A 26,599-nucleotide genomic window follows, 5' to 3' on the forward strand; every position below is an offset into this window, starting at 1 on the left:
GGTTGCCTACGTGTTACTCACCCGTCCGCCGCTAACCTTCTTGAGTAGCAAGCTACTCAAGAAGATCCGCTCGACTTGCATGTATTAGGCACGCCGCCAGCGTTCGTCCTGAGCCAGGATCAAACTCTCCATAAAGGTAAACCTTTTTGAAGAACCTTGAAGGCTCGTTCTGTACTGCTGGTTTGTCTCGCAGAACCGAAGTTCCGCTCGACGATTTATTTCCATTTACGCTCGATGTTCAGTTTTCAAGGAACAAGTTTGTTTCGTTTCTTTCGCGGCCACCGCTCAGCGGCGACTCAAATAATATACCACATGCTTTCGCCTATACGCAACCCCTTTTTTCATTTTTTTCGTATGTTTTTTATCATTCTTAGGATCACTCTTTCATATATGCGAATGAGAAGTAAAAAAGACCGCTTCATGGCTAATTCCATGAAGACGGTCTTCGGTTCTAAATCGTATAAATCGCGCAAATGTATAGCTCTTTCTGTTTCGCCAAGTTAACGATCTCTCCATTGATCGAGATCATCGGACGGGTAGGCTGGCTGCGATCGGTAAACACGATCTCTCCTACGCTGTTGTCATTCAACTGAACAAGCATTCCATTATGGAATTGCGTCGTTCGATCGATGAACGTCTGAACGTAAACGGGATCAAGCTTGCCGAAGGATTCCGACTGCAGCTGTTCGAGCACCAGATACGGGGAATGCGCCTTGCGATAATTCCTTTCGTTCGTCATCGCATGATACATGTCCGCTATGGCAACAATTCTAGCGTACAGGTGGATCTTATCCCCTCTTACCTTTAGAGGGTATCCGCTGCCATCGAGCCTCTCGTGATGCTGCAGCGCTGCGAGTGCAACTCCCTGATTCAGGGAAGGGACTCCTTCCAGCAGCTTGAAGCCATATACCGTATGCTGCCGCATCTCGTTCATCTCTTCCGTCGTCAGCTTCGATGGCTTCCGGAAGATGGCCGGGTCGACGCGCACGTTGCCGATATCGTGCAGAAGTCCGGCCAGAGCGATCGGAGTCAAATCCTTCTCGGGGAGCTTGTTCCATCTCGCCAACTGATAAGAAGTGAGAGCGATCAATACGCTCTTGCGTATCCAACGTTCCGTCTGGTTCGATTCCGGCGGCGGAGCGAAAGTCAGAACGTTGTAGTCGCCGATATGCTCCAACAGATCCTTGAGCGCGTTGCGGATCTCTAGGATCGGCAGCTTCTGTCCGGGACCTGTCATCGCCGAAGTTCGCTTCAGCTCAGCTTCCATGCGGAGAAATTGCTGATGAAGCGGACTAAGCTTAGCCTCCGATGCAGCGTGGTTCTCTTCCGTCTCGGCATTCGTGGACGTCTCCGACAGGCCATGCCGCCTAATATCCGCGCTTGGAATTAGAAAAGCCTGCAGGATCTCCAGATCCCTCTGCGAAAGATTGCGCCCTTCATTCAACAATAGATTGCCCATTGTCGTCAGAACGTCGGCTGCCAAGCGATCGCCTGCTTGAAGCTGTGATATTGGCAGTACTGGCATGTCGCTCTCATCTCCCCCGACCGCATTCGGAATGGCTTGGCGTACTATTCGTTGGCGTCGCTCGAATCGTTAGGTTGGCTAGAACCATTCGATCCGTTCTCCGCGTTCACGCCTTCTTGGGCTTCTTCGCCCGTTTCCTCTTCGTCTTCGCTGCTTGGAGCTCGCGCTACCGTCGCTACGAAGTCTTCATCCTTGATATTGATCAGCTTAACGCCCTGCGTAATCCGGCCCATCGTATTGATGCCGGACATGCTGGTGCGAATCAAGGTGCCCGAAGAAGTCATGATCATCAAGTCCTCGTCATCGCGAACGACCTTGAGGCTGACGATAGAACCGTTCTTATCCGTGACATTGAGCGTCTTAAGCCCTTTGCCGCCGCGGGTTTGGGTACGATATTCGCTCTCCGGAGTCCGCTTGCCGTAGCCCTTGGAGGTAACGATCAAGACATCGCGATCCGCTTCCACGACATCCATGTCGATTACCCGGTCGTTATCGTCCAACTGAATGCCCTTCACGCCCGTCGCGGAACGACCCATTGCCCGGACATCCGATTCAGAGAAGCGAATGGACATGCCTTGGCTTGTTCCCAGGACGATGTCGCGGCTGCCGTCCGTTAGCTTAACGCCGATCAGATCGTCATCCTCTCTCAAGGAGATTGCGATCAAGCCGACCTTGCGAATGTTCGCGTAATCGTCTAGAGGGGTCTTCTTGACGATACCGTTGCGAGTAGCGAAGAACAGATAGAGATCCGGTTCCAGCGACTCTACCGGAATAACCGCATTGACCGTCTCTCCCTGATCGATCTGGATCAGGTTGATAATCGGCGTGCCGCGAGCCGTTCGGCTCAGGTCCGGAATCTCGTATGCCTTGAGCTTGAACACCCGTCCTTTGTTCGTGAAGAACAGTAGGTAGTGGTGGGTATTGGACACGAACAGATGCTCGATGAAGTCATCGTCCTTCGTATCCATGCCGACGACTCCGCGTCCTCCGCGCTTCTGGCTGCGATAGGTCGATACCGGAAGACGCTTGACGTAACCGGTGTGCGTCATCGTAATGACCACTTCATCGCGAGGAATCAGATCCTCGTCCAGAATCTCGTTATCGAGTGCCGTGATCTCCGTGCGCCGGTCATCGCCGTACTTCAGCTTAATTTCTTCTAGCTCTTCGCTGATAATCTTAAGAACCAGCTGCTCGTCTGCGAGAATGGCCTTGTACTCGGCGATCTTGGCGAGAAGTTCGTTATACTCCTGCTCGATCTTCTCGCGTTCCAGTCCGGTCAACCGGCGGAGACGCATGTCGAGGATCGCTTGCGCCTGATCGAACGAGAGACCGAATCTCTCGATCAATCCGTTGCGGGCTTCCTCGTCGGATTGCGAGCTGCGGATGAGCGCGATGACTTCGTCCAGATGGTCCAGAGCGATTCTCAAGCCTTGAAGAATGTGAGCTCTCGCTTCCGCCTTCTTCAGGTCGAACGCCGTTCTGCGCTGAATGACTTCGATCTGGTGGAGAAGGAAATATTGCAGAACCTCTTTCAGGTTCAGAACCTTCGGTTCTTTGTTAACGATAGCGAGCATATTGATCCCGAAGGTCGATTGCATCGAAGTCTGCTTGTACAGATTGTTCAAGACGACGTTCGGGTTCACGTCGCGGCGCAGCTCGATTACGATGCGCATGCCGTTGCGGTCGGACTCATCGCGAAGATCGGTGATTCCGTCGATCTTCTTCTCCCGAACAAGCTCGGCAATCTTCTCGACCAGCCTTGCCTTAATGACCTGATACGGAAGCTCGGTTACGATGATTCGCGCTTTATTGCCGTTCTCTTCGATCTCGGCTTTGGCCCGCATCGTAATCGATCCGCGTCCGTTCATGTAAGCCTGGCGAATGCCTTCCCGTCCGAGAATATAACCGGAAGTCGGCATATCCGGGCCCTTGATGTAATCCATCAGGTCGTACGGAGTCAGCTCGGGGTCTTGAATCAGCGCCTGAACGCCCTCGATAACCTCGCGCAAGTTATGCGGAGGGATGTTGGTTGCCATCCCTACGGCGATACCGGTCGTACCGTTAACGAGCAGGTTCGGAATTCGGGCCGGCAGCACTTCCGGCTCCTGCTCTTCGCCGTCATAGTTGGGGATAAGGTTAACCGTGTCTTTATTCAGATCGCGCAGCATCTCCGTCGCGATCTTGGACAGCCTGGCTTCGGTGTAACGCATCGCTGCCGCGCCATCGCCGTCGATAGAACCGAAGTTGCCCTGGCCTTCGACCAGCATGTAACGCATCGAGAAATCCTGCGCCATGCGAACCATGGCTTCGTAGATCGAGGAGTCGCCGTGAGGATGGTATTTACCCATGACTTCGCCGACGATTCTCGCGGACTTCTTGAATGGCTTGTCCGAATACATGCCCAATTCTGCCATACCGTAGAGAATGCGACGATGAACCGGCTTGAGCCCGTCTCTAACGTCGGGCAAGGCACGGCTCACAATCGTACTCATTGCATAACCCATAAACGATTCCCGCATCTCGACGCTTATTTCTCTGTCGCGAATGGGGGAGCGTTGCTCTTCCGCCATGAAGATCCTCCTTCATCGTTGCCAAGCCTATAGCCCATTCTCAGGCTATTCGATCTGTTCTTCCTTGCCGGCGCACACCGCGCAGCTTAACACGTCATACTGTATGAGGATGAATAATTCCATTATAGCATAATGTTGACGGGAAAGGTGGCGAGGCTCGTTGGCGATTCAACGCGTCCTCAGTAAGAAAGCGAAAACAGAAGCCCTGCTCGCCGATCGCAAGCTCAAAGATCTTGTTCCCCTGACCCGGCAATTGGATCGCGAAACCTTGCAGGAGATGCTCAAGAAGTTCGGAATGATCTATGTGAAGCCAGTGAACGGGACCTATGGCCTCGGGGTCATTCGAGTGGAATACTCCGCCGGCTCTACGCCCCCCTATCGCTTCCAATCCGAAGAGAAGAAGCATTCCTTCCAGTCCTTCGATTCCATGTACGACAAGCTTCTGACCGTCAAGAGGAAGCGCCCTTATCTAGCCCAGCAAGGCATTGAACTTCTTAAATACCGCAAGCGAAGATTCGACCTCCGCGTCATGGTTCAACGCAATCCCCGCGGGATTTGGGAGACGACGGGGATTATCGGCCGGCTTGCCCATCCTCGCAAGATCGTCACGAACTATCATAGCGGAGGCACGCCGATGGACCTGGAGATTCTGATCTCCGAGCATCTCGACGGCCATACCACGATGAGCGCCTTCCGCAAGAAGCTGAACTCCCTCGGCATCGACACGGCGCGGGCCATGGAACGAAGATTCCCGCGCGTTCAAGAGATCGGCGTCGACGTTGCCGTCGACCGCTCCCTCAAAGCCTGGATTCTCGAAGTGAATACGATGCCGGACCCCTTTATTTTCCGTAAGCTCAAAGACCGTTCCGTCTTCCGCAAGGTCTATCGATATGCCGTTGCCTACGGTCGATTCAAGAAGCAAGCTCGCTCTCCCCGCTAAGCGAAACCACCCGCCGATCCCGCAACTCGAAGACTAAGACCGATTGAACTCCTGTCCGGTCCCGTCTCCTGCAGTTGCCGCGGCGGGTGGCTTAAGCACCCATGGCAAGCGTGAGAAGCTTGTCGATTAAATATCCAGATCCTTGACGTATCTCGCATGCTGGTGAATGAATTCCCGGCGCGGTTCTACGTTGTCTCCCATCAGCGTATCGAAAATAAGATCCGCCTTCATGGCGTCTTCGATCTTCACCTGCAGCATCGTGCGGTTGTCCGGATCCATCGTCGTCTCCCAGAGCTGTTCGGCGTTCATCTCGCCCAAGCCCTTATAACGGGCAACGTTGATCTTCACGCCTTCGCCGAACTCCGCGATAATCGCATCGCGCTGCGCTTCGTTCATCGCGTAACGGGTAACTTTGTTCCGTTCCACCTTGAAGAGAGGCGGCTGCGCAATATAGACATAGCCTGCTTCCAGGAGCTGTCTCATGTAGCGATAGAAGAACGTGAGCAGCAGCGTTCGAATATGCGCTCCGTCAACGTCGGCATCGGTCATGATGACGATCTTGTGATAGCGGGCCTTCGCGATATCGAAGTCATCGCCGATCCCCGTACCGACCGCCGTAATGATCGCCCGGATCTCCTGGTTGGACAGAATCCGGTCAAGCCTTGCCTTCTCGACGTTGAGAATCTTACCGCGCAGCGGCAGAATCGCTTGGAAGTGGCGATCCCGTCCGGACTTGGCCGAACCGCCGGCGGAGTCGCCTTCGACGATGAACAATTCGCTGATCGCCGCGTCTTTGGACGAGCAGTCCGCAAGCTTGCCCGGCAGAGAGCTCACTTCGAGCGCGCTCTTGCGGCGGGTCAATTCGCGGGCCTTCCTTGCCGCTTCACGGGCGCGGGAAGCTTGCAGCGACTTCTCGATTACCTTGCGGGCGACGGCCGGATTCTCGTTCATAAACTCCATCAGCTTATCGCCAAGGAGGGATTCGACGATACCGCGCACTTCGCTGTTGCCCAGCTTCGTCTTCGTCTGTCCCTCGAATTGCGGCTCCGGAATCTTGACGGAGATGATAGCCGTCAATCCTTCGCGGGCATCGTCGCCGGTCAGGTTGGACTCGTTATCCTTCACGAAGCCCATCTTGCGAGCATAATCGTTGACGATTCTCGTCAGAGCGCTCTTGAAGCCGGATTCATGCGTTCCGCCCTCATGCGTATGGATATTGTTCGCGAAGGAATAGATATTCTCCGAATACCCTTCGTTGTACTGCATCGCGATCTCGACGGAGATATTATCTCTCATGCCTTCCACGTAGATCGGATTCTCATGGATCGCTTCTCGGGTTCGGTTCAGGTATTGAACGAACTCCATGATCCCGCCGTCGTATTTGAAAGTCTCGCTTACTCCGGTTCTCTCGTCGGTAAGCGAGATCTGTATTCCCTTGTTCAGGAAGGCGAGCTCGCGGATACGGTCTACCAGAATCTCGTATTCGTATACCGTCGTCTCGGTGAAAATCTCGGGATCCGGCAGGAACAGCGTCTCCGTTCCCGTCTCATCCGTATCGCCAACGACCTTGAGGTCGTATTGGGGAATCCCGCGGCGATATTCCTGCTGATGGACGTGGCCTTCTCTCTTGACTTTCACGATGACCTTCTCGGACAGCGCGTTGACGACCGAGATGCCTACCCCGTGCAGACCGCCGGATACCTTGTAGCCGTCTCCGCCGAATTTGCCGCCGGCGTGAAGAACGGTCATGACGACTTCCAGAGTCGACTTCTTCATCTTCGGGTGCTCGCCGACCGGAATGCCCCGGCCGTTATCGATGACCGTAATGCTATTGTCTTGATGAACGATAACATCGATCTTGTTGCAATAGCCGGCTAACGCTTCGTCGATACTATTATCAACGACTTCCCACACAAGATGATGAAGACCCTTGCCGCTGGTCGAGCCGATGTACATCCCCGGCCGCTTGCGAACAGCTTCCAACCCTTCTAGAACTTGAATCTGACTCTCGTCGTACGTATTCTGTTGCGAATTCACGGACAAACCCTCCACCGCCTTCTTTGCGTTGACGCGTTGCGACTTGCGTTAGGCGAGCTAGGCAGAGCAAGCCTGACAATCTCGCCGTTGCGCTATAAATCGACCAGATGATGTGCCCGTTTCTTCAACGTTGAAGTGGAAATGGGCGAATAATAAACTCGTTCTTCCGTGACGACGATCGACTTGGGATCCTCCTCGCCGATCACCTCGACGTCGCGATTCTTGCGCGCTTGCGCGACGAATTGCCGCGAAAGCTTGGAAGAACTCTCGATGGATATGTCAAAAATAGCCACAACACGCGACGTGCGGATAATCTTCTCTCCGCCGAGATGAATATACATGCCGCGCCTCCCCAGGCTTTGACATTAGCTAAGCACTTCGCCGTTCTTCACGTGATAGATCGCCGCGTCCTTCAGCCGGCTCATATTCACGCTCTCGATTCCTGTCGTGGTAATGAACGTCTGAACCCGGTTCTGGAACGTCTCGATCAACTGCGTCTGGCGCAATTGGTCGAGCTCCGACAAGACATCGTCGAGCAGCAAGAGCGGATACTCGCCGATCTCTTCTCTCATGAGCTCCAATTCCGCGAGCTTAAGAGACAACGCTGTCGTTCTCTGCTGCCCCTGAGAGCCGAAAGCTTGGACATCCTTGCCGTTGATGAAGAAGGCCAGATCGTCTCTGTGCGGGCCTGCCAGAGTCGTTCCCCTGCGGAATTCCTGTTCTCTGCCTTGAGTTAACTTTAACATAAATTGTTGGAATAAAGAAGAATCATCTTGGGGGGCAGTCCCAGGCTCGGTGCCGAAGGAGGGACGGTATTCGACCGTAAGCTGTTCGCTTCCGTTCGTAATTCCCCGGTGAATCTGTTCCGCCCAGACTTGCAGCTTGCCTATAAAGTTTTTCCTTTTTTGCATCATTTTAACACCGAACGTGACAAGCTGTTCATTCCAAACGTCCAGCATCGGCTGAGAAGCTTTGGACGAGTCCGTCGATTTCAAGTAATTGTTGCGCTGCTGCATAATCCGTTGATATTGCTGCGAATCGTACAAATAACCCGGGTGCACCTGCCCGATCTCCATATCCATGAATCGGCGGCGCACACCCGGGGCTCCTTTGACGATATCAAGATCTTCGGGCGCGAACAGCACCACGTTGATCGTTCCGACGAATCCGCTCAGCTTGCGCTGCTCGAGTCCGTTAACCTTTGCTTTCTTGCCTTGCGTCGTGAGTTGAAGCTCCAACGATACCTTGCCTTGGCGACGTTCGATCTCCGCCTTGATTCTGGCCGAAGGCTCGTTCCACCCGATCAGCTCTTTGTCCTTGGAGGTCCGATGCGACTTGGTCAGCGCAAGGACATGAATGGCCTCCAGGAGATTCGTCTTGCCCTGCGCATTGGGGCCAATCAGAATGTTGACCCCGGCGCCGGTGGCAAGCTCGATCTGCTTGTAATTGCGGTAACCGTGAAGCTCCAAGCGATTCAATTGCATATTCGCTTTCCTTTCCCGGGACTTAGCGAGACTTCACGACGAAGCTGCCGCAGCCTTCCACTTCGATCGCATCCCCCGGCACGAGCTTGCGTCCGCGGCGATTCTCCGCTTGTCCGTTCACCTTGACGTCGCGTTCCTGCAGGAAGATCTTCACTTCGCCGCCGGAGCTCACGCAATCCCCCAGCTTAAGCACTTGTCCGAGCGTAATGTATTCCGTCGAGATCGCTATTTCCTTCATCGCTTTCGCCTCAGTTCGTCGTCCGGTACGGAAGAATGAGATGCAGGCTGTTCTCGTGTTCCGACTTGAAGATAATCGGACTCATCGAGCCGTTGAAGCCGATAAACAGATTCTCGCTGTCCACGACCTTGAGAACATCCAGCATGTATTTCGAGTTAAAGGCAATTCGGAGCGATTCGCCGCTTAATTCCTGAACCGGCACCATCTCTTGAACGCGTCCCAGCTCGGAGGAGCTCGAGGAGATCTCCACTGCGCCGGACTCCGTGGTCGAGAGGCGGACGATATTCGTCTTCTCTTCGCGGGACAGCAAGTAAGCGCGGTCGATCGCTTCGCTCAGCGCTTTGGTGTTCAGGACGAGTTCTGTTTTGAATTGGTTCGGAATAATCTTGGAAGTATCCGGGAATGTCCCGTCCAGCATGCGCGTGAAGAAAAGAACATTGCCCACTTTGAACAGCACTTGGCTGTCGGCAACGACGATGTCCACGAGCACGTTATGGTCCGGAATGATCTTGGACAACTCGTTCAGGGTCTTGCCCGCAATAACGACGTTCGAGAAGTGCAGGCTGGCATCAACGTCGGTATTCACCTTGCAAGTCGCCAGGCGATAACGATCCGTCGCGACGAACTTCAGGACGCCTTCGTTCAGGCTCCACAGAACGCCTGTCAGAATCGGCGTCGATTCGCTTGTCGTAACGGAGAAGATCGTCTGCCTGATCATGGATTTGAGGATATCTCCCGGGATGGAGAACACGCGTTCCTCTTCCAATATAGGCAGTACGGGGAATTCCTCCGGATCCATTCCCACTAGTTGAATGTCGATGGCGCCGGAATGGATCTGCGTCTGGAAGCGTTCCCCGACTTCGATGTTGACTTCCTCATCCGGCAGCTTGCGAATGATCTCGACAAAGAATTTGGCCGGAAGCACGACGCTGCCCGGTCGGTGAATGGTCGACACCACTTTATCGCCTGTTTCAAGCGGAATGAAGCTTTGGATCGAGATATCCGTATCGCTGGCCGTCAGGGTGATCCCTTGAGCATGGGCGTCGATCTTGATCCCGCTCAGAATGGGAATGGTCGTTCTTGCGGATACCGCTTTGGATACTTGTTGAACCGCGTCGTTCAACTCATTGCGGGATATCGTCAGTTTCACGGGCTCACCTCTTGTTTCGAGTCAGTGTAGTTTTTTTAAAAAAAGAATAGCAGTAGCAGTAGGTGCGGTGGATATGTGGATAAGCCAGAAAAACGCGAAAACGAAAGCCTATCCACATGTGTATGCTTTGTGTATAGGCTTTGAAGTTTTCCACGGGGATACATGGCTATTGAGACGGCGAATCAGGTCAAATTCTTGATCTTCTCCGTCAGGTTCTGAATGATCTTGAAGAGCTCTTGATCCACTTTCATCTGGGACGAGATCTTCTCGTGCGCATGGATGACGGTCGTATGGTCGCGTCCGCCGAAAGCGTCGCCGATCTTGGGCAGGGAGTAGTCGGTCAGCTCCCGGGATAGATACATGGCGATTTGACGCGGGAAGGCGACGGCCTTCGTTCTTTTGCGCGCTTTGAAGTCCTCGAGCTTGAGGCCGTAGAATTCGCCGACTCGCTGCTGAATGTCTTGAATCGTAATGAGCCGGTTGCGGCCTGTCGGCAGAATATCCTTCAGAGCCTCTGCTGCCAGATGGGACGATACATCCTGATTCGTGAGGGATGAATACGCGACGATCCGGATAAGAGCACCTTCCAGCTCGCGAATGTTCGTATCGATCATATTGGCGATGTAGACCATGGCTTCATTCGGAATATCGAGATTCTCCGCCTTCGCTTTCTTGCGGAGGATCGCGATCCGAGTCTCCAGATCCGGCGGCTGAATATCGGTGATGAGTCCCCATTCGAAGCGCGATCTCAGCCGTTCCTCGAGCGTCGGAATCTCCTTCGGAGTCCGGTCGCTGGAGATGATGATCTGCTTGTTCTCCTCATGCAAGGCGTTGAACGTATGGAAGAATTCCTCTTGCGTCCCGTCTTTGCCGGCCAGGAACTGAATATCGTCGATAAGCAGAACGTCGATGTTGCGGTACTTATTGCGGAAGCTCTCGCCGCGGTTGTCGCGAATGGCGTTGATGAACTCGTTGGTGAACTTCTCGGACGAGATGTAGAGCACCTTCATGTTCGGGTTATGTTCCAAAATGTAATGGCCGATCGCATGCATCAGGTGGGTCTTGCCCAGACCGACTCCTCCATAGAGGAACAGCGGGTTATAGGCTTTGGCCGGCGCTTCGGCTACCGCAAGGGAAGCGGCATGCGCGAATCGGTTGCCTACGCCGATAACGAACGTATCGAAGGTGTATTTCGGGTTCAGCAGATGGGTGATGTTGTCCTCTAAGACAACGGGCTTCGCGGCCGGACTAGCCGGGAATGCCGCTGCCGGCTCTGCGAACCTCGTCTCTTCGATGGCGAATTTCACGTCGACCGATCTTCCTAAATACTCGGCTAATGCAGAAGAGACCAGCTTGGTATATCGGGTCTCCAACCATTCGGCTGCAAACGTCGTCGGAGCGGTTACCACGACCGAATCCTCTCCAACGAAGGATGCTTTGGTCGCCTTGAACCAGGTATCGTAACTTGGTTTGCTTAGCTTGGTTTGGATGACCGACAACACCTGCTGCCAGATCTCGTTGCTGCGGCTGTCCACATGAAGTCACTCCTTTACCGATCAGGCGGACATGGGCATTCTACTGTCGAATGAACACGACGCTATTAGTTATCCACACAACCAACGGAATTATTTCTAGGCTTGTCCGCAGATTATGGATGTTGTTCACAAAGTTATACACAAGCTGTTGATAAAATCAGGCCGATTGGATGATATCCACGGAGAAAGATAGAACTAATCATAGCAGATGAAACCGCTAAATTCAACGAAATGAGCCATGTTATCCACAAATTCAATAACTTGTGGATTAAAACTGTGCACAACACTAGATATTGTTGATACATTGTGAGCCTATTCGACAAAACCCCTGATTATCCGAAATTTCGACTAAATGTTATTCACATGTGCATAATGAAATAGCCTGACGAAATTACTCACAATTCGTTTTTTATTTTTCATTACTATATAGAAGCTGTGGAGAACGGAGTCGACTCCAAAAAACGTCAAATCAGCAAGCTGCTTGACTTTTGGGCGGGTGTTATGGTTTAATTTAAAGACCTGAGTTTTTAAGTAAGGGGGTATGATCTGTGGGTCCTACATTTAAACCGAATGTAAGCAAGCGCAAGAAGGTTCACGGCTTCCGTAGCCGCATGAGCTCCAAGAACGGACGCAAAGTTCTGAAGGCTCGTCGTCAAAAAGGTCGCAAAGTGCTGTCTGCTTAAAGATAAAGAGACCACGTCAGGTGGTCTTTTTTCTTTATATTGGGATCATAATAGAAGGAATAAGGAACGAATGGGTCGAGGGACGGTGTAAAATGCAGAGGAAGCTGCGCCTTCGGAACAGAGAGGACTTCAACCGGATTTACCGGCAAGGGCAATCGTTCGCGAACTCCCAATTCGTCGTCTATTGGCGCAAGTGGCCGCAGAATGAGCAATTCCGGTTAGGAATCTCCGCCAGCAGCAAGCTAGGGGGAGCGGTTGTCCGCAATCGGCTGAGACGAATGATCAAGGAGATCGTGAGGCTCAACGCAAGCAAGATCAACAGCGGACTGGATCTTATTTTAATAGTAAGAAAGCCGGCGTTGAACTTGCCGTATCCGGAGATGGAGAAAAGCCTGCTGCACGTTCTCCGCAAGGCCGGATTGACGAAAGGATCGACGGCCCCGCCACGCAAAACATACGGCAAAAAAAATGCGGGAGGAAGCGCTCCTTCGAACTCGAAGAACAGCGGTCCTCGTGCTTTTCTTTGCCTTTAATAGTATGTTATAGTGTTTTTATGTGAATAACCTTTGTCTGATGACGCTCGGTAGGCTGCTGAGGCCTATTCGTCATGGGATAAACAGGGGATAGGCAAGCAGGAGAGGGGTTTGCACGTGTTCTTGTTGCGCAATCGCAAGATGTGGGTTCTCCTAAGTTCTCTGTCCGCGCTCGTTCTGCTGTCTGGCTGTACGCCTAACGCGGCAATGAAGACGACGGAGGAACTGAAGAATTCTCAAGGTTGGTGGGACAGTAACGTTGTTTATTGGTTCTCGCTCATGTTGGACAAGTTCGCGGATTGGTTCGGCGGGTCGTACGGGATCTCGATCCTGCTGCTCACCATCATTGTCCGGACTATCATTTTGCCGCTAAGCATTAAGCAATTCAGGAATTCGAAAGCGATGCAGAAGCTGCAGCCGGAGATGGTCAAGCTTCGCGAGAAGTTTAAAGACGATCCGCGCAAGCAGCAGGAAGAGATGATGAAGCTCTACCAGGAGCATCAGGTCAATCCTCTCGCCGGATGTCTGCCGCTTATCGTCCAGATGCCGATCTTTATCGCATTGTATCGCGCGATTACCGTGAATCAGCCGATTCATGCGCATGAGTTCTTGTGGCTTCAATTAGGCGAGAAGGATCCTTATTATATCTTGCCGGTCATCGCGGCGTGTACGACGTTCGTTCAATCGTACATGATGATGACGATGAATCCGCAGCAGCAGATGGGCCCGATGAAAGCACTCATGTTCGTCTTCCCGATCATGATCTTCGTCATGGCGATCAACTTCCCGTCCGCTCTGCCGCTTTACTGGATTTACACGAACCTCTACACCATCATTCAGAACTATTTCATGTATGGACGTTCGCCGAAACCGGAAGGTACAGGCAAGGAGGCCATGCCTAATGAAAAAGCTGGTGGCAATCGGAAAAACAGTGGAAGCGGCGGTAAAAAACGGTCTAAGTCAACTAGGCGTTGAGGAAGATCGCGTTCAGGTGTCCATCCTTGAGCATCCTAGCCGAGGGTTATTCGGACTCTTCGGATCCAAGGATGCCAAGGTGGAACTTGAAGTGAAGCCGGACGGCATAGAAGAAGCGATCTCGTTTCTTCAGGAAGTCACGGGCGCTATGGATCTTCAAGTGAAGGTCGAACGGAATGAGGGTTCGGATCACACCACGATCAATCTGACGGGCAACGATCTCGGAATTCTGATCGGGCGCAGAGGTCAGACGCTGGATTCCTTGCAGTACCTGGCGAATATCGTGGCCAATCGGCATTCCGACAAGCACCTGAGAATCGTACTGGATGCAGAGAAATTCCGGGAGCGCCGCAAGCAGACCCTTGAAGCGCTGTCGGATAGAATGGCGAATCGAGTCATTCGCTCGAGGCGTGAAGTGGTGCTGGAGCCGATGTCTTCTCAGGAACGCAAGATCATCCATTCCTGGCTTCAATCCAATCCTCATGTGAAGACGTACAGTCAAGGCGATGAACCGAATCGAAGCATCGTCATTGCCCCAAAGTAAATCGATCGCAACTACGCAATGGCTTCCGCATCGCAGCGGATCATTGCGTTTTTTCTTATAGCATAGAAGCAAAAGAGGGAGCATGATGACAGAAGATACAATTGCCGCGGTAGCGACGGCGTTAGGAGAGGGAAGCATCGCTGTCGTTAGAGTCAGCGGTCCGGAAGCAATCGAGAAGACGGCTTCCCTATTCAAGTCCAAGACGGACCTAAGATCCGCGGAATCGCATACCGTGAATTACGGGTGGATTCGGGATCCTCAGGATGGTTCCATCGTGGATGAAGTGTTGGTTACGATCATGAAGGGACCGCGCTCCTTCACGGCGGAGGATGTTGTAGAGATCAGCACCCATGGCGGAATCGTCGCGGTACAAGCGGTGCTCGAACTCGTTCTCCGCAGCGGAGTGAGGATGGCCGAGCCGGGTGAATTCACGAAGCGTGCCTTCCTCAACGGACGCATCGATCTCGCTCAAGCGGAAGCGGTCATCGACTTGATTCGATCGAAGTCGAACCGCGCGTTCCAGGTAGCAAGGAAGCAGGCGGAAGGCGCTCTATCGAAGAAAATCGTACCCTTGCGGCAGCAGCTCATTGAGTTATTGGCCCATGTGGAAGTAAATATCGATTATCCCGAGCACGATGTAGCAGAGATGACGAGCGCGGCCATTACGGAGACTTGCCTTAAAGCGAAAGCGACCGTCGAAGAGCTTCTAAAAACGGCTGCGGAAGGCAAAATATTACGAGAAGGCATCGTAACCGCGATCGTAGGTCGTCCAAACGCGGGCAAGTCGTCTCTGCTGAATGCGTTGGCTCAAGAAAATAAGGCGATCGTGACGGATATCCCCGGAACGACACGGGATATTGTCGAGGAGTCGGTATCGCTGTCCGGCATTCCGCTGCGGCTTCTCGATACGGCAGGCATTCGGGAGACGAGCGACGTGGTCGAACGAATCGGAGTGGAGCGTTCGCGAGGAGCCTTGCTGGACGCCGATCTAATCCTTCTCGTGCTCAACCATAACGAGAAGCTGCATGATGACGAGCGCGAGCTGCTTGACGAGTTAGCGGATCGACCGGTTATCATTGTGGTGAACAAGATGGATCTGGAAGGCCATCTGGAGCTTATGGAGATTGAATCGAGGTTCCCTAGGGAGCGGATCGTGCCCATCTCGGCGAAGGAAGGGACCGGAATCGGCCAATTGGAGAAAGCGGTGTCGGATCTATTCTTCGGAGGAAGCCTCGAGAGCGAGGATCTCACATACGTGAGCAATGCGCGGCACATCGCGCTTCTTCATCAGACCATTCAATCGTTGTCGGATGCGGCGGAAGCGGCGAACTCGGGCATCCCGATCGATCTGATCCAGATCGATCTGGCGCGGGCTTGGGAGCTGCTCGGAGAGATTGTCGGCGATTCGGTAGGCGAATCGTTGCTCGATCAGATTTTCTCCCAATTCTGTCTTGGCAAATAATTGGCTTGCGTTAGTTTAGAGGAGGAATGAAGCTATGGGATATGCAGCGGGAGAATACGACGTTATCGTCATCGGTGCCGGTCATGCAGGATGCGAAGCGGCACTCGCCGCCGCCCGTATGGGCTGCGAGACGCTTCTGCTTACGATAAATCTGGATATGGTTGCTTTTATGCCTTGCAACCCGTCGGTCGGCGGACCGGCGAAAGGGCACGTGGTTCGGGAGATCGATGCGCTTGGCGGAGAGATGGGCCGGAACATCGACAAGACTTTTATCCAGATGAGAATGCTGAATACGGGGAAAGGACCTGCCGTTCATGCGCTTCGCGCGCAAGCGGATAAGTTCCTGTACCAGCACACGATGAAGGAGACGATCGAGAAGCAAGAACGGTTGACTCTTCGCCAAGGACTGGCGGAAGACCTCATCGTAGAAGACGGCGTCTGCTGCGGGGTGATTACGAAGACAGGCGCGGAATACCGGGCCAAGACGGTCGTTCTCACGACAGGCACTTATCTTCGCGGCAAAGTCATTATGGGCGAATTGATGTACGAGAGCGGACCGAATAATCAACAGCCGGCCGTCAAGCTGTCCGAATCCCTGCGGAACCTGGGGCTGCAGCTGGTGAGGTTCAAGACGGGCACGCCGCCTCGCGTTCATGAAGATACCATCGACTTCAGCAAGACGGAGATTCAACCGGGGGATGAGAAGCCGAAGTATTTCTCCTTCGAGACGGAGTACATGGAGCATGCGAATAATCAAATTCCATGCTGGCTGACCTATACGTCGGAGGAGACTCACCAGATCATTAATGACAACCTGCACCGGGCTCCAATGTTTACCGGGGTTATCGAAGGAACGGGCCCTCGCTATTGCCCTTCGATCGAAGACAAGATCGTTCGTTTCGCCGACAAGCCGAAGCATCAGATCTTCTTGGAGCCGGAAGGCCGCAATACGAAGGAATATTACGTTCAAGGGCTGTCGACAAGCATGCCGGAGGACGTTCAGTTGCAAATCCTCAGATCCGTACCGGGTCTCGAGAAGGTGGAGATGATGAGAACGGGTTATGCCATCGAGTACGATGCGGTGGTGCCGACCCAGCTCTGGCCATCCCTTGAGACGAAGATCATCCCGAATCTCTTCACGGCTGGACAGATCAATGGGACTTCCGGTTATGAAGAGGCCGCGGGGCAAGGCATTATGGCAGGAATTAATGCCGCCCGCAAGGCGAAAGGGGAGGAGTCCGTTGTCATCGAGCGTTCGGCCGGTTATATCGGCGTTATGATCGACGACTTGGTGACCAAAGGCACGAACGAACCCTACCGTTTGCTGACTTCTCGTGCGGAATATCGTTTGCTGTTGCGTCATGACAACGCCGATCTTCGCCTGACGCCGCTCGGTCACGAGATCGGGTTGATCACCGATGCCCGTTACGAGAAATTCCTGGAGAAGAAAGCCCTGGTCGAAGGGGAAATCAATCGTCTGAAGGAGACGAAGTTCCGTCCGGATGAAGAGGTTCAAGCCATGCTGGCCGGCCTTGAGTCGGCTCCGATACAGAATACGACCGACGGGTTAACGTTGCTCCGCCGCCCGGAAGTATCCTATGCGGATATTGAACGAATCTCCCCATCTCCTGTCGAGTTGACGGAGGATATGAAGGAACAAGTCGAGATTCAAACGAAGTATACCGGCTATATCGAGAAACAATTGCTCCAAGTCGAACGACTGAACAAGATGGAGAAGAAGAAAATACCGGACGATATCGATTACTCGATCATTCACGGACTCGCTACGGAAGCGCGGCAGAAGCTGGATAAGATTCGTCCATTATCGCTCGGTCAAGCTTCCCGCATATCGGGCGTGACGCCGGCGGATCTCTCGATTCTCCTTATCCACCTGGAACACTACAATCGAGTAACGGCAGCGAGGGGATCTTGATGGACGATCCGCAGAAGTGGTTGCAGCAGCAGGCGAGGGAATTGGAACTTGAATTATCGGACAGTCAATTGTCTCAGTTCGAACAATACTATCGCTTGCTTGTGGAATGGAACGAAAAAATGAATTTAACGGGGATAACGGAACGGGATGCCGTCTATGAGAAGCATTTCTACGATTCGTTAACGGTTGCTCTTGCCGCCGACCTATCCATAGCCGGAACTTCCATAGCAGATATCGGCTCCGGCGCCGGCTTCCCGTCGATCCCTCTGAAGATTGCTTTTCCCGAGCTGAAGGTTACGATTATCGATTCGCTGGCTAAGCGAATCCGTTTCCTCGAAGAAGTCGTTGCCAGGCTAGGACTCGCCAACGTTGCTTGCGTTCACGGCAGGGCGGAGGATATCGCCAGACTTCCGGAGCACCGCGATCAATATGACGTCGTCACCGCCCGCGCGGTCGCGCGCCTTGCGGGGTTGAATGAGCTTTGCCTTCCATTCGCGAAGACAGGCGGCGTCTTCATCTCCATGAAGGGTTCGGATATTCAGGAGGAGCTAGAGGAGAGCCGTTTCAGCCTTGGCAAGCTCGGCGCCAAACTGGCGGAAGTGAAGCGTCTGGAATTGCCGATCGAGAAATCCGAACGTCATCTGATCATGATGACTAAGATAAGCGCAACGGCCAAAGCCTATCCGCGCAAAGCAGGCGTGCCCCTTAAATCTCCGCTGCTGGCTTCCTCAAGCGGAGTGCGGTTGTAAAACGAAGTTCATGAGAGATTATTGCACCCGAATTGTTCCACGTGAAACAGTAAACTTCTGAGTTCAGAAGTGTTTCACGTGGAACATTTTTTTGTTTTCATGGCACTTCCAAGTACGTTGCTAGCCCCCAAACCTATGAAAGTTTTTTCAATAGAAGGAAATGGCGGTCTGACAACGAATATACTATAATAAGAAGTAACCGGTGTGCCGCACAGGCGCCAATTGGCGCAAATTGGCGGCGCTTTTTCGTCGCTATATGCATTATTTGCATGTTAAGATTAGGAGAACGTGGTGGTCCTATTAAGATGAGAGAACCGTTGTCGCGTATTTTTGGGCTGTCGGATCGTAACGGCCATGAAGAAGTCAGACAGATTGCCATAGCAGACATTGTGCCGAGTCCCTACCAACCGCGATCGGTATTTGATGATGACAAGATCGACGAGCTCTGCCAGACGATCAAGACTCACGGCGTGATTCAACCAATCGTCGTTCGCCTTCGCAATGGCAAACACGAGATTATCGCCGGAGAGAGAAGATGGCGGGCGGTAACGAAGCTTGGTTGGGAACAAATCCCCGCGATTATTCGCGAAATCAACGATTCTCAGGCGGCATCCGTTGCGCTGATCGAGAACCTGCAGCGCGAGAATCTTACGTCTATCGAAGAAGCGGTAGCTTATCAGAAACTGATGGAGCTTCATCAATTGACTCAAGAGAGTCTCGCCCAACGGCTAGGCAAGAGCCAATCGACGATCGCGAACAAGATCAGGCTTCTTCAGCTAGGGGACACCGTGAAGAATGCGTTGATGGAACGCAAGATTACGGAGCGTCACGCAAGAGCGATGCTTGCTCTTCCGACGGAAGAATGGCAGAACAAGATTCTTCAAGAAGTAATCGAGAAGGACCTTAACGTGAAACAGACGGAGACAAGGATTGCTTTCCAGTTAGAACTGGACAAGAAGCCGAAGAGCCGTCGAGTATCGTTCACCAAGGATATCCGGCTTGCGATCAATACTATCCGTCAGTCTGTCAGCATGGTTAACGGCTCGGGCATTCCGATTAAGTCCAGCGAACGGGATTGCGACGATCATATCGAGATTGTCATTCGCATTCCGAAGAAGAAATAAGAGGGGGCTCGCCAGTCCTCTTTGCTTGTTAGGCTTGCATAGGCAGTAAATAATGAGGTGAATGTTTTGTCAAAGATTATTGCCGTTGCTAATCAGAAGGGCGGGGTCGGCAAGACGACGACTGCCGTTAATTTAGGCGCTTGCTTATCGACGTTGGGACGGAAGGTTCTCATTGTCGATATCGACCCCCAAGGCAACACGACAAGCGGCATCGGGGTTAGCAAGGCGGATGCGGAATATTGCATTTACGATATTCTGATCAATGATATTCATCCTAAACAGGCCATCGTCGATACGGGCTTGCCGAATCTGAAGATGATCCCTGCTACGATTCAATTGGCGGGCGCCGAGATCGAGCTCGTGCCGACCATCTCGCGGGAGATTCGGCTGAAGAAGGCGCTTGGCTTGGTGCGCAATGAATTCGATTATATTCTGATCGATTGCCCGCCATCCCTCGGAATTCTGACAATCAATTCGCTCACGGCGGCGGATTCCGTCTTGATTCCTATCCAGTGCGAGTACTATGCCCTTGAAGGGCTTAGTCAGCTGCTGAATACGATTCGTCTTGTTCAGAAGCACTTGAACACGTCCTTGCAGATCGAAGGCGTTCTGCTCACGATGTTCGACGCGAGAACGAACCTGGGCATCCAGGTTATCGAAGAGGTAAAGAAGTACTTCCAACAGAAGGTTTACCAAACGGTCATTCCGCGGAATGTACGATTGGGCGAAGCGCCTTCCCATGGCCAATCCATTATTACTTACGATCCTAAATCCAAAGGCGCCGAGGTCTATCTCGAGCTGGCTAAGGAAGTGATTACGTATGAGCAAGCGGCTAGGTAAAGGGCTTGATGCACTCATTACTTCACTCTCCATCAAAGAAGACGACAAAATCGTAGAAATACCTTTAACTCAGCTGCGTGCGAATCCGTATCAGCCGCGTAAGACGTTCGACGATGACGCAATCAAAGAACTGGCGGAATCGATTCGAGAGCATGGCGTCATTCAACCTATCGTCGTGCGAACGGCCCTTCGCGGGTTCGAGATTATTGCGGGCGAGCGTCGTTTCCGCGCTTCGCAGCTGCTTGGCAACCCAACCATCCCTGCGGTTGTAAGAACCTACAACGATCAGCAGGTCATGGAGATCGCTCTGATCGAGAACGTTCAGAGAGAGGACCTCAACGCAATAGAGGTGGCGATTGCCTATCAAGGGATTATGGATCAATTCTCGTTAACCCAAGAGGAGCTCTCCTTGAAGGTAGGCAAGTCCCGATCCCATATCGCCAACTTCTTGCGGCTACTCTCGCTGCCGGAGGAAATCAAAGACTATGTTTCACGTGGAACATTGTCGATGGGGCATGCTAGAGCCTTGGCTGGAATCAAGGACGATCCGAAGAAGCGTCAGTTGGCTAAGCTCTGCGTCGCCAATGGTTGGAGCGTTCGCGAGCTGGAGGATGCGGTGCAGCAGCCGGAGGCGAAGGGGAAGGACAAACCCAAGACGAAGGCGAAGAAGAGAGATCCCTATATCGAAGAAGTCGAAGAGAAGCTTCGGGAGAAGTTCCAAACGACGGTTCGAATCAAGTCGAACAAGGATAAGGGACATATCGAGTTGGCATACTTCAGTCAAGGAGATCTGGAGAGGCTACTGGAGCTTCTGAAGGCTCTCGCATAAGATCGCCAAAGATAGCATACTCAAGTTGTATTCTTCCGAGGGAAGGATTAAACTTAGGTATGCTATCCTTGCGTCATGAAGACGTTAGCGGAGGCCGAAGAGATGAATGAATCCACGATATACTTAGATAATGCCGCGACCTCTTGGCCAAAGCCCCCTTCTGTCTGGGAAGCGATGGAGAGAACCATGAGGGAAGCGGCCGCTAACCCTGGAAGAGGCAGTCACCGAATGGCTGTGCAAGCTAGCCGGGTATTGTTCGAAGGGCGCAAGCAGTTAGCGAAGCTTTTTCGAATAGGCAACCCCAACGACATTGCTTTTACCCTCAACACCACACATTCCTTGAATACGGCATTGCAAGGTTGGTTGAAGCCGGGAGATCATGTCATTACGACAATGCTAGAGCACAACTCCATAAGAAGACCCTTGGAAGCTCTTAAACGGAAAATAGGAATTGAGATTACATATGTAGAGACGAATGCACTTGGCCTTGTGGAGGCGTCCTCGATCGAGCGGGCGATTCGTCCCGACACGACATTGATCGCTCTGACCCACAGCTCGAACCTGCTCGGTACGATTACGCCGGTCGGCGAGATTGGGCAGATCGCTCGAAGAAAAGGCGTCAAGCTGCTCGTGGATGCTGCGCAGAGCGCCGGAGTTCTCGATATCGACGTCGAGGCGATGGGAATCGACATGCTTGCTTTTCCCGGGCATAAGGGTCTTATGGGGCCCCAGGGAACCGGAGGACTCTATCTGCATCCGGACCTGGAGTTAGAGCCTCTAATGCATGGAGGAACGGGCAGCAGCTCGGAATCGATCGAACAGCCGACCACACGGCCGGATCGATACGAAGCGGGGACTCCGAACACGGCGGGAATCGCCGGGCTGACCGAAGGAGTCAAGTTCGTGCTTGCGGAGACGCCAGCCAAGATCCACCGGCAGGAGTTGAAGCTCACCCGAATGTTAATGGAGGGGCTTAGCGATCTGGAAGGGATAACGCTCTTGGGACCGGGGATGGAGACGGAGAGAACGGCAATCGTCTCTTTCTTGATCGAGAATGTAGATCCTGCCGCTGCCGCGTTCCAGTTGGACAGGCAGTTCGGAATCGCGGTTCGGGCTGGCTTCCATTGCACTCCGCTGGGACATCGTACCGCAGGGACAGTGGAGACTGGGGCCGTTCGCGCAAGTCCGGGATATTTTACAACCGAATCGGATATCGTATCCTTGATTAATGCAACGAGGGAGATTGCGCTGACGCACGGCAAGTCCCATAGATGATAGATACAGCCAGAGCAAACGACATGGGGAACATGGGGGAGAAGGCATGAACGGTTTGGATGATAAGGTGTGGCTTGCCATTGCGGCAGGTGAGGGGTTCCTCATCCTTGTTGCGCTGGTATGGGTGATCGTTCTGAGCGGCAAGCTCAAAAAGCTCGGCAAGGCGCATCGTCAGATGGTGGGAGAAACGGGAGTTCCTCAGTTGGAGGGAGTGCTGGACCAGCTTCATGGACGAATCGGCGCTCTGGAAGGCAATCGCAAGGAACAGCAAGCGCGTATCGACGCACAAGAAAAACGCCTATCCTCGCTTAAGGGGCGGGTAGGCGTTCATCGCTTCAATGCTTTCTCGGATTCGGGCAGCGACCTCAGCTTCTCGGTTGCCATCGTCAACGACCATCAGGATGGAGTCGTTATTACCGGAATCTACGGAAGGGAACAGACGTTCCTGTATGCGAAGCCGCTAGATAAAGGACAATCGGCTTACATGCTGTCGCCGGAAGAGAAGATCGCGATCAGTCAGGCAACGCAAAAGGAATAGAGGCGCTGCGGCTGTTGCGGATAGCTTGGCGGATAGCCGCGGCGATAATGTCCGACATCTTCATGACCAGATTAAGGCGGGTATTCTGCAGGACAAAATATTCCATGAAGCCGCCGACGTTCACGATTCCGGTCAAGTGGATATCGCCGACCGGGGGCAGATCCTTATTGACCCCGGCACCCGGTCTGACCGGGCCAGTGCCGAATTGAATGCAGCCCACGCTGGAGACTTGTCCGAGACACGCATCCACGGCAATGATGTACGGATGCGGAATGGTGCGGGCAATTCTCTCGAGGGTGTCGCTTAGATTCATCGCGTGGACGGGATCGTCCAAGGTTCCGTACAAATCGTATAACGGTTGACCCTCCCGGGACAAGGAGCTTCCGACGAGCGGGCCTAGGGAGTCTCCGGTGGAACGATCGGTGCCAACGCAGACAACGACGATCCTCCGATCGTGAGGCAATGGCTCCAGCTGACTCTCTAATCGCTGGGTCAATCGAGTCAGCACCGCGGGTTCATTGTAGTGAATTTTCAAAGAATGAGCCGCCGTATCGCTTATGGATCCGGGCCTCTTCTCCCAAGCGCCGTTCATTTACTTGCCTCGCCTCCTCCCATGGGGTGTTACTAGTATATGGACACCGCGGCTCATTTATACTTATGGTAGTCAACGCGCTAGCGCGTTAGAAAGAAGGGCTTATGGAATCGCTATTGATAGCGTTCGATTCTACTCAACAGGCGCTAAGGGCAGAGATGCTGCTGGAGTACGCCGAAGTGGAGATAGACATTCGTCCGACTCCCAAGGAAATTACCGCCGGCTGCGCGCTGTCTATTGAATTTCCGCAGGAGCAAGTGGATAGCGTAAAGAGCGTGATCCTGACGGAGAAAGTAGAGATCCGCGGGATTTTCCAGCTTGTTGGGCCGGGGCAATACGAGCAGATCCTGTAAGAGAGGGGGGACGCGGACATGAGCGTAAATACCGTTCTGCCAGGGATTATGCCCTTGGCCGATGATGAAGTATCGATTGATCAGATGATTGATCACAACGTCAACCTGTGGCAGCAATTCGTCGACGACATCTGGGATTCGATCAGCGATACCGCGCTTTGGATTTCCGTGGTTAAAGTCGTTCTGCGAATCATTATGTTCCTGATCATAAGCGGTATTGCGAAGAAGCTGATGTATCGGGTGATCGATCACTTCATGCACCCGAAATCGTCGAAGCGACTGAAGCTTCGTCCGCGCAGGGTTCAGACGGTAGGCAAGCTGCTTAAGAACACCGTATCCTACATCGTGAACTTTATCCTGATCCTCCTCATCCTCGGAGAATTCGATATCAACCTGGCGCCGCTGCTCGCGGGAGCGGGAGTGATCGGACTCGCCATCGGCTTCGGGGCGCAGAGTCTGGTCAAAGACGTGATCACCGGCTTCTTCATCATCCTGGAGGACCACTTCTCCGTCGGCGACGTGATCGAGACAGGCAAGTTCAAAGGAACCGTCGAGCTGATCGGACTGCGGGCAACAAGGCTTCGGAGCTGGACCGGCGAGGTATACGTCATCCCGAACGGTTCGATCACGGACGTCACGAATTACTCCGTTAACAACTCGCTGGCGGTAGTCGATGTCTCCATTGCCGCAACGGAACAACTAGAACAGGCTATGGAGGTCGTCAGAGGCGTTCTGAGCCGCTTTGAGGACGCAAACCTGGTCATGCCCCCCGAACTGCTGGGAGTGCAGGCTATGACCGGCTCAGACGTCACCTTGCGCATCACGGCGGTATGCAAGCCGAATTCCCAAGCCGCCATGTCCAGGCGATTGTTCGCGGAGATCAAGAAAGCATTCGAATCGGCTAGGGATCCACGGTATTATTCGATCGCTTCGGCAGAACGAATGGGAGGGGCGTAGAATGGAGAAGAAAATGTTCGATCTCGGCGATATTGTCCAGATGAAGAAGCAGCATCCATGCGGAGCGAATGAGATGGAGATCATCCGCATGGGAATGGATATCCGCATCAAGTGCGTGAAGTGCAAGCACAGCATCCTTCTTCCGCGTGCCAAGTTCGAGAAGAGCCTGAAGAAAGTGCTGCGATCAGGCTCCGATTCGGGCGAAGCGGGAGCGGAAGAAAGCAACGCGTAAAAAAATCAAAAAGACGAGTTGCAAGCTCGTCCAATCTGTGATATTATTTTTCTTGCTGCGGAGAGGTACCCAAGAGGCCCAAGGGGGTTGACTCGAAATCAACTAGGCGTCGCGAGGCGTGCGTGGGTTCGAATCCCACCCTCTCCGCCATCCACACGAAAAGATAACCGATTCCTGAAAATCAGGGATCGGTTTTTTTGTGTGGATGGCGTGGGATTCGAACGGGCCGTTAAGCGGACATGCCCTAAGGCATGTCCGTAGGCCCCGGCGTGATAGTCGCCATAATCGTATCGGTCCGAGTATAGAACGGACATACGGGGCGACGGAGCGAATCCCACCCTCTCCGCCATCCACAAAAGATAACCGATTCCTGAATCAGGGATCGGTTTTTTTGTTGTGGGATTCGAACAGGCCGAGAAGAGTGTAGTGCTTATTTACACTTAGTAGATACTGCATAAAATTATTGTATAATATAAATGTGGTATTAAGCGGTTGGGGGAAAGGAACCACGAACTGATAAAACGTGAGGACTTAAACTTAATCATTTCTTTTGCAATGCTAATTGTGGCATGTTTAGGTGTTATCGTTTCTATAATCGCACTTGCTGTAAACTAAGGACAAAAGAAAAAAGCAGTCCCGTATCTTGGAGGATCGGACCACTTTTTTCGCAACTTATCACAATCCCAATCGTTTAACCACACTCTTGGCCGTTATTTGCAGATAACGGTCTCTTTTTATTTTACTCTTGACTATAGTCAACGGCAACTTAAAAATACAAAGCGGCGACAAAGCGAATCCCAGATTCGAAACGTGCATGCTTTACAGTTTCTTAATAATGGCTGCCAGCTTCTTGGCAAAGACGATCGGATTCTCGACCGATTCGACGTGCACATACATCAGCCGGGGCTTGTCGAAGAGCCAGTGATTATGAACGGCGGTAACTTTGAGGCGGAGCTTCACCGCATTGCGAACAAAAAATTGCACTTCATTCTGAAGAAGCGTAATCTCGGCGGTATTAAGCGATTTGCCGTTCTTTAAGGATTGAATAGCGATTTCGTGCTCCGTGTCGTACTTTCTGCCGAGAATGGATGCATTCAGTTTTCGCTTGACCATGATGGTGCATTCGTTGTCTTCGTGGTCGCCTTTACCGCCAAGAATACGAGCCAATCGTTGGCACAATGCTTCCGTAATAGCCATAAGCCTGTCCCCCTTAGCGAAGAATACATTATTGTATTCGGGGGAAGGAATTGCGAATGGACCCGTAACGCAATCTAAACATCCATACTTACGATTCTTCGGAAAATAACGAAGGACCCCTTGCGGGGTCCTCCGGGCGACGTTGATGAGTTGAAGTCGTAATCCAGTCGTTGCTTCGAATGTGCGCAGTTTCGGCGAAACCGTCGGCTTCGCTTACTTCCATCGCACCAGCGCTTCGGTCATGGCCGATTCCTCGGCCTCATCACTGATGAGGAAGTGTGTCTTTAGCACAACCCTCCGTCCT

The 26,599-nt window shown here is 52.8% G+C and carries 26 protein-coding genes, 1 tRNA gene, 1 rRNA gene and 1 pseudogene; 18 read left to right on the forward strand and 11 right to left on the reverse strand.

What is annotated here, in order from left to right; genetic code table 11:
* From ELR57_RS00005 to gyrA, 3 genes are all read right to left on the reverse strand, one after another.
* Positions 1-135: ribosomal RNA gene (locus ELR57_RS00005) — 16S ribosomal RNA — on the reverse strand; the annotation flags it as partial.
* 316 nt (positions 136-451) lie between these two features.
* Positions 452-1,525: an HD-GYP domain-containing protein gene (locus ELR57_RS00010; RefSeq protein WP_126955982.1), complete on the reverse strand. Its 1,074-nt coding sequence runs from the start codon at positions 1,523-1,525 to the stop codon at positions 452-454.
* Positions 1,526-1,569: 44 nt separating this feature from the next.
* Entirely contained in the window at positions 1,570-4,095 is a 2,526-nt protein-coding gene (gene gyrA, locus ELR57_RS00015) for a DNA gyrase subunit A (RefSeq protein WP_126955984.1), read from the reverse strand.
* A 160-nt stretch (positions 4,096-4,255) separates the two neighbouring features.
* Between gyrA and ELR57_RS00020 the strand changes: the two genes are divergently transcribed.
* Positions 4,256-5,035 (forward strand): YheC/YheD family protein, encoded by a 780-nt coding sequence (locus ELR57_RS00020; RefSeq protein ID WP_126955986.1) that lies wholly within the window; start codon positions 4,256-4,258, stop codon positions 5,033-5,035.
* A 126-nt stretch (positions 5,036-5,161) separates the two neighbouring features.
* On the opposite strand, the gene gyrB is transcribed toward ELR57_RS00020, so the two are convergent.
* The 6 genes from gyrB to dnaA form a co-directional block, all read right to left on the reverse strand.
* Positions 5,162-7,072, reverse strand: a complete 1,911-nt coding sequence (gene gyrB, locus ELR57_RS00025) for a DNA topoisomerase (ATP-hydrolyzing) subunit B (protein ID WP_126955988.1) — start codon at positions 7,070-7,072, stop codon at positions 5,162-5,164.
* 92 nt (positions 7,073-7,164) lie between these two features.
* Positions 7,165-7,413 (reverse strand): extracellular matrix regulator RemB, encoded by a 249-nt coding sequence (gene remB / locus ELR57_RS00030; protein WP_126955990.1) that lies wholly within the window; start codon positions 7,411-7,413, stop codon positions 7,165-7,167.
* Between the two features lie 24 nt (positions 7,414-7,437).
* Positions 7,438-8,556 carry a DNA replication/repair protein RecF gene (gene recF / locus ELR57_RS00035; protein WP_126955992.1) on the reverse strand — a complete coding sequence of 373 codons (1,119 nt, stop codon included), beginning with the start codon at positions 8,554-8,556 and terminating at the stop codon, positions 7,438-7,440.
* A gap of 22 nt (positions 8,557-8,578) precedes the next feature.
* The gene (gene yaaA / locus ELR57_RS00040) at positions 8,579-8,794 is read right to left on the reverse strand and encodes a S4 domain-containing protein YaaA (protein WP_126955994.1); all 216 of its coding nucleotides are present in this window, start codon (positions 8,792-8,794) and stop codon (positions 8,579-8,581) included.
* Between the two features lie 10 nt (positions 8,795-8,804).
* Positions 8,805-9,944 carry a DNA polymerase III subunit beta gene (gene dnaN / locus ELR57_RS00045; RefSeq protein ID WP_126955996.1) on the reverse strand — a complete coding sequence of 380 codons (1,140 nt, stop codon included), beginning with the start codon at positions 9,942-9,944 and terminating at the stop codon, positions 8,805-8,807.
* A 182-nt stretch (positions 9,945-10,126) separates the two neighbouring features.
* Positions 10,127-11,479: a chromosomal replication initiator protein DnaA gene (gene dnaA, locus ELR57_RS00050; RefSeq protein WP_126955998.1), complete on the reverse strand. Its 1,353-nt coding sequence runs from the start codon at positions 11,477-11,479 to the stop codon at positions 10,127-10,129.
* Positions 11,480-12,027: 548 nt separating this feature from the next.
* Here dnaA and rpmH point away from each other — a divergent pair.
* The 12 genes and pseudogenes from rpmH to ELR57_RS00110 all read left to right on the forward strand — a co-directional run bounded on the left by rpmH (position 12,028) and on the right by ELR57_RS00110 (position 22,964).
* Complete coding sequence (gene rpmH, locus ELR57_RS00055; protein WP_126956000.1) at positions 12,028-12,162, forward strand: 50S ribosomal protein L34; 135 nt, start codon at positions 12,028-12,030, stop codon at positions 12,160-12,162.
* A gap of 92 nt (positions 12,163-12,254) precedes the next feature.
* Positions 12,255-12,596, forward strand: a pseudogene (rnpA, locus tag ELR57_RS00060) (ribonuclease P protein component); the annotation flags it as partial.
* Positions 12,597-12,836: 240 nt separating this feature from the next.
* Entirely contained in the window at positions 12,837-13,670 is an 834-nt protein-coding gene (locus tag ELR57_RS00065) for a YidC/Oxa1 family membrane protein insertase (protein WP_126956845.1), read from the forward strand.
* Positions 13,597-14,214, forward strand: coding sequence for an RNA-binding cell elongation regulator Jag/EloR (jag, locus tag ELR57_RS00070; RefSeq protein ID WP_126956004.1), 618 nt, complete (start codon positions 13,597-13,599; stop codon positions 14,212-14,214). The genes ELR57_RS00065 and jag overlap by 74 nt, the downstream gene beginning before the upstream one ends.
* Before the next feature lie 85 nt (positions 14,215-14,299).
* Positions 14,300-15,676 carry a tRNA uridine-5-carboxymethylaminomethyl(34) synthesis GTPase MnmE gene (mnmE, locus tag ELR57_RS00075; protein WP_126956006.1) on the forward strand — a complete coding sequence of 459 codons (1,377 nt, stop codon included), beginning with the start codon at positions 14,300-14,302 and terminating at the stop codon, positions 15,674-15,676.
* Positions 15,677-15,710: 34 nt separating this feature from the next.
* Positions 15,711-17,609: a tRNA uridine-5-carboxymethylaminomethyl(34) synthesis enzyme MnmG gene (mnmG, locus tag ELR57_RS00080; protein ID WP_126956008.1), complete on the forward strand. Its 1,899-nt coding sequence runs from the start codon at positions 15,711-15,713 to the stop codon at positions 17,607-17,609.
* A complete protein-coding gene (gene rsmG / locus ELR57_RS00085; RefSeq protein ID WP_126956010.1) occupies positions 17,609-18,358 on the forward strand; it encodes a 16S rRNA (guanine(527)-N(7))-methyltransferase RsmG in 750 nt (249 codons plus the stop codon). The genes mnmG and rsmG overlap by 1 nt, the downstream gene beginning before the upstream one ends.
* A 305-nt stretch (positions 18,359-18,663) precedes the next feature.
* Entirely contained in the window at positions 18,664-19,482 is an 819-nt protein-coding gene (noc, locus tag ELR57_RS00090; protein ID WP_126956012.1) for a nucleoid occlusion protein, read from the forward strand.
* Between the two features lie 66 nt (positions 19,483-19,548).
* On the forward strand, positions 19,549-20,322 hold the full coding sequence (locus ELR57_RS00095) for a ParA family protein (protein ID WP_126956014.1): 774 nt from the start codon (positions 19,549-19,551) through the stop codon (positions 20,320-20,322).
* On the forward strand, positions 20,303-21,151 hold the full coding sequence (locus ELR57_RS00100; RefSeq protein WP_126956016.1) for a ParB/RepB/Spo0J family partition protein: 849 nt from the start codon (positions 20,303-20,305) through the stop codon (positions 21,149-21,151). Before ELR57_RS00095 ends, ELR57_RS00100 begins: the two co-directional genes overlap by 20 nt.
* A 102-nt stretch (positions 21,152-21,253) precedes the next feature.
* Complete coding sequence (locus ELR57_RS00105; RefSeq protein WP_126956018.1) at positions 21,254-22,426, forward strand: aminotransferase class V-fold PLP-dependent enzyme; 1,173 nt, start codon at positions 21,254-21,256, stop codon at positions 22,424-22,426.
* Between the two features lie 46 nt (positions 22,427-22,472).
* Positions 22,473-22,964, forward strand: coding sequence for a DUF4446 family protein (locus ELR57_RS00110; protein ID WP_126956020.1), 492 nt, complete (start codon positions 22,473-22,475; stop codon positions 22,962-22,964).
* On the opposite strand, the gene yyaC is transcribed toward ELR57_RS00110, so the two are convergent.
* The gene (gene yyaC / locus ELR57_RS00115) at positions 22,939-23,556 is read right to left on the reverse strand and encodes a spore protease YyaC (protein ID WP_126956022.1); all 618 of its coding nucleotides are present in this window, start codon (positions 23,554-23,556) and stop codon (positions 22,939-22,941) included. The genes ELR57_RS00110 and yyaC overlap by 26 nt on opposite strands.
* A 104-nt stretch (positions 23,557-23,660) precedes the next feature.
* Here yyaC and ELR57_RS00120 point away from each other — a divergent pair, with 104 nt between their 5' ends.
* The 5 genes from ELR57_RS00120 to ELR57_RS28560 all read left to right on the forward strand — a co-directional run bounded on the left by ELR57_RS00120 (position 23,661) and on the right by ELR57_RS28560 (position 25,713).
* On the forward strand, positions 23,661-23,909 hold the full coding sequence (locus tag ELR57_RS00120) for a putative Se/S carrier protein (RefSeq protein ID WP_126956024.1): 249 nt from the start codon (positions 23,661-23,663) through the stop codon (positions 23,907-23,909).
* Between the two features lie 18 nt (positions 23,910-23,927).
* On the forward strand, positions 23,928-24,866 hold the full coding sequence (locus tag ELR57_RS00125) for a mechanosensitive ion channel family protein (protein WP_238162350.1): 939 nt from the start codon (positions 23,928-23,930) through the stop codon (positions 24,864-24,866).
* 1 nt (position 24,867) lies between these two features.
* Positions 24,868-25,098: a DUF951 domain-containing protein gene (locus tag ELR57_RS00130; protein WP_126956026.1), complete on the forward strand. Its 231-nt coding sequence runs from the start codon at positions 24,868-24,870 to the stop codon at positions 25,096-25,098.
* A gap of 59 nt (positions 25,099-25,157) precedes the next feature.
* Positions 25,158-25,248: transfer RNA gene (locus ELR57_RS00135), tRNA-Ser, on the forward strand.
* 342 nt (positions 25,249-25,590) lie between these two features.
* Positions 25,591-25,713 (forward strand): putative holin-like toxin, encoded by a 123-nt coding sequence (locus tag ELR57_RS28560; RefSeq protein WP_370452167.1) that lies wholly within the window; start codon positions 25,591-25,593, stop codon positions 25,711-25,713.
* Positions 25,714-25,917: 204 nt separating this feature from the next.
* Here the strand turns inward: ELR57_RS28560 and ELR57_RS00140 are convergent, their stop codons facing one another.
* Positions 25,918-26,295: a DUF1259 domain-containing protein gene (locus ELR57_RS00140; RefSeq protein WP_126956028.1), complete on the reverse strand. Its 378-nt coding sequence runs from the start codon at positions 26,293-26,295 to the stop codon at positions 25,918-25,920.
* Positions 26,296-26,599: the final 304 nt, after the last annotated feature.

This window comes from Cohnella sp. AR92, from assembly GCF_003990975.1.
Taxonomy (GTDB): Bacteria; Bacillota; Bacilli; order Paenibacillales; family Paenibacillaceae; genus Cohnella.

What these genes read in the sequence shown, in the direction of transcription:
- ELR57_RS00010 (WP_126955982.1), bottom strand. Translation starts at nt 1,525, where the DNA reads ATGCCAGTACTGCCAATATCACAGCTTCAAGCAGGCGATCGCTTGGCA.
- gyrA (WP_126955984.1), bottom strand. Translation starts at nt 4,095, where the DNA reads ATGGCGGAAGAGCAACGCTCCCCCATTCGCGACAGAGAAATAAGCGTC.
- remB (WP_126955990.1), bottom strand. Translation starts at nt 7,413, where the DNA reads ATGTATATTCATCTCGGCGGAGAGAAGATTATCCGCACGTCGCGTGTT.
- recF (WP_126955992.1), bottom strand. Translation starts at nt 8,556, where the DNA reads ATGCAATTGAATCGCTTGGAGCTTCACGGTTACCGCAATTACAAGCAG.
- yaaA (WP_126955994.1), bottom strand. Translation starts at nt 8,794, where the DNA reads ATGAAGGAAATAGCGATCTCGACGGAATACATTACGCTCGGACAAGTG.
- ELR57_RS00065 (WP_126956845.1), top strand. Translation starts at nt 12,837, where the DNA reads ATGTGGGTTCTCCTAAGTTCTCTGTCCGCGCTCGTTCTGCTGTCTGGC.
- jag (WP_126956004.1), top strand. Translation starts at nt 13,597, where the DNA reads ATGAAAAAGCTGGTGGCAATCGGAAAAACAGTGGAAGCGGCGGTAAAA.
- mnmE (WP_126956006.1), top strand. Translation starts at nt 14,300, where the DNA reads ATGACAGAAGATACAATTGCCGCGGTAGCGACGGCGTTAGGAGAGGGA.
- mnmG (WP_126956008.1), top strand. Translation starts at nt 15,711, where the DNA reads ATGGGATATGCAGCGGGAGAATACGACGTTATCGTCATCGGTGCCGGT.
- rsmG (WP_126956010.1), top strand. Translation starts at nt 17,609, where the DNA reads ATGGACGATCCGCAGAAGTGGTTGCAGCAGCAGGCGAGGGAATTGGAA.
- noc (WP_126956012.1), top strand. Translation starts at nt 18,664, where the DNA reads ATGAGAGAACCGTTGTCGCGTATTTTTGGGCTGTCGGATCGTAACGGC.
- ELR57_RS00100 (WP_126956016.1), top strand. Translation starts at nt 20,303, where the DNA reads ATGAGCAAGCGGCTAGGTAAAGGGCTTGATGCACTCATTACTTCACTC.
- ELR57_RS00105 (WP_126956018.1), top strand. Translation starts at nt 21,254, where the DNA reads ATGAATGAATCCACGATATACTTAGATAATGCCGCGACCTCTTGGCCA.
- ELR57_RS00110 (WP_126956020.1), top strand. Translation starts at nt 22,473, where the DNA reads ATGAACGGTTTGGATGATAAGGTGTGGCTTGCCATTGCGGCAGGTGAG.
- yyaC (WP_126956022.1), bottom strand. Translation starts at nt 23,556, where the DNA reads ATGAACGGCGCTTGGGAGAAGAGGCCCGGATCCATAAGCGATACGGCG.
- ELR57_RS00120 (WP_126956024.1), top strand. Translation starts at nt 23,661, where the DNA reads ATGGAATCGCTATTGATAGCGTTCGATTCTACTCAACAGGCGCTAAGG.
- ELR57_RS00125 (WP_238162350.1), top strand. Translation starts at nt 23,928, where the DNA reads ATGAGCGTAAATACCGTTCTGCCAGGGATTATGCCCTTGGCCGATGAT.
- ELR57_RS00130 (WP_126956026.1), top strand. Translation starts at nt 24,868, where the DNA reads ATGGAGAAGAAAATGTTCGATCTCGGCGATATTGTCCAGATGAAGAAG.
- ELR57_RS00140 (WP_126956028.1), bottom strand. Translation starts at nt 26,295, where the DNA reads ATGGCTATTACGGAAGCATTGTGCCAACGATTGGCTCGTATTCTTGGC.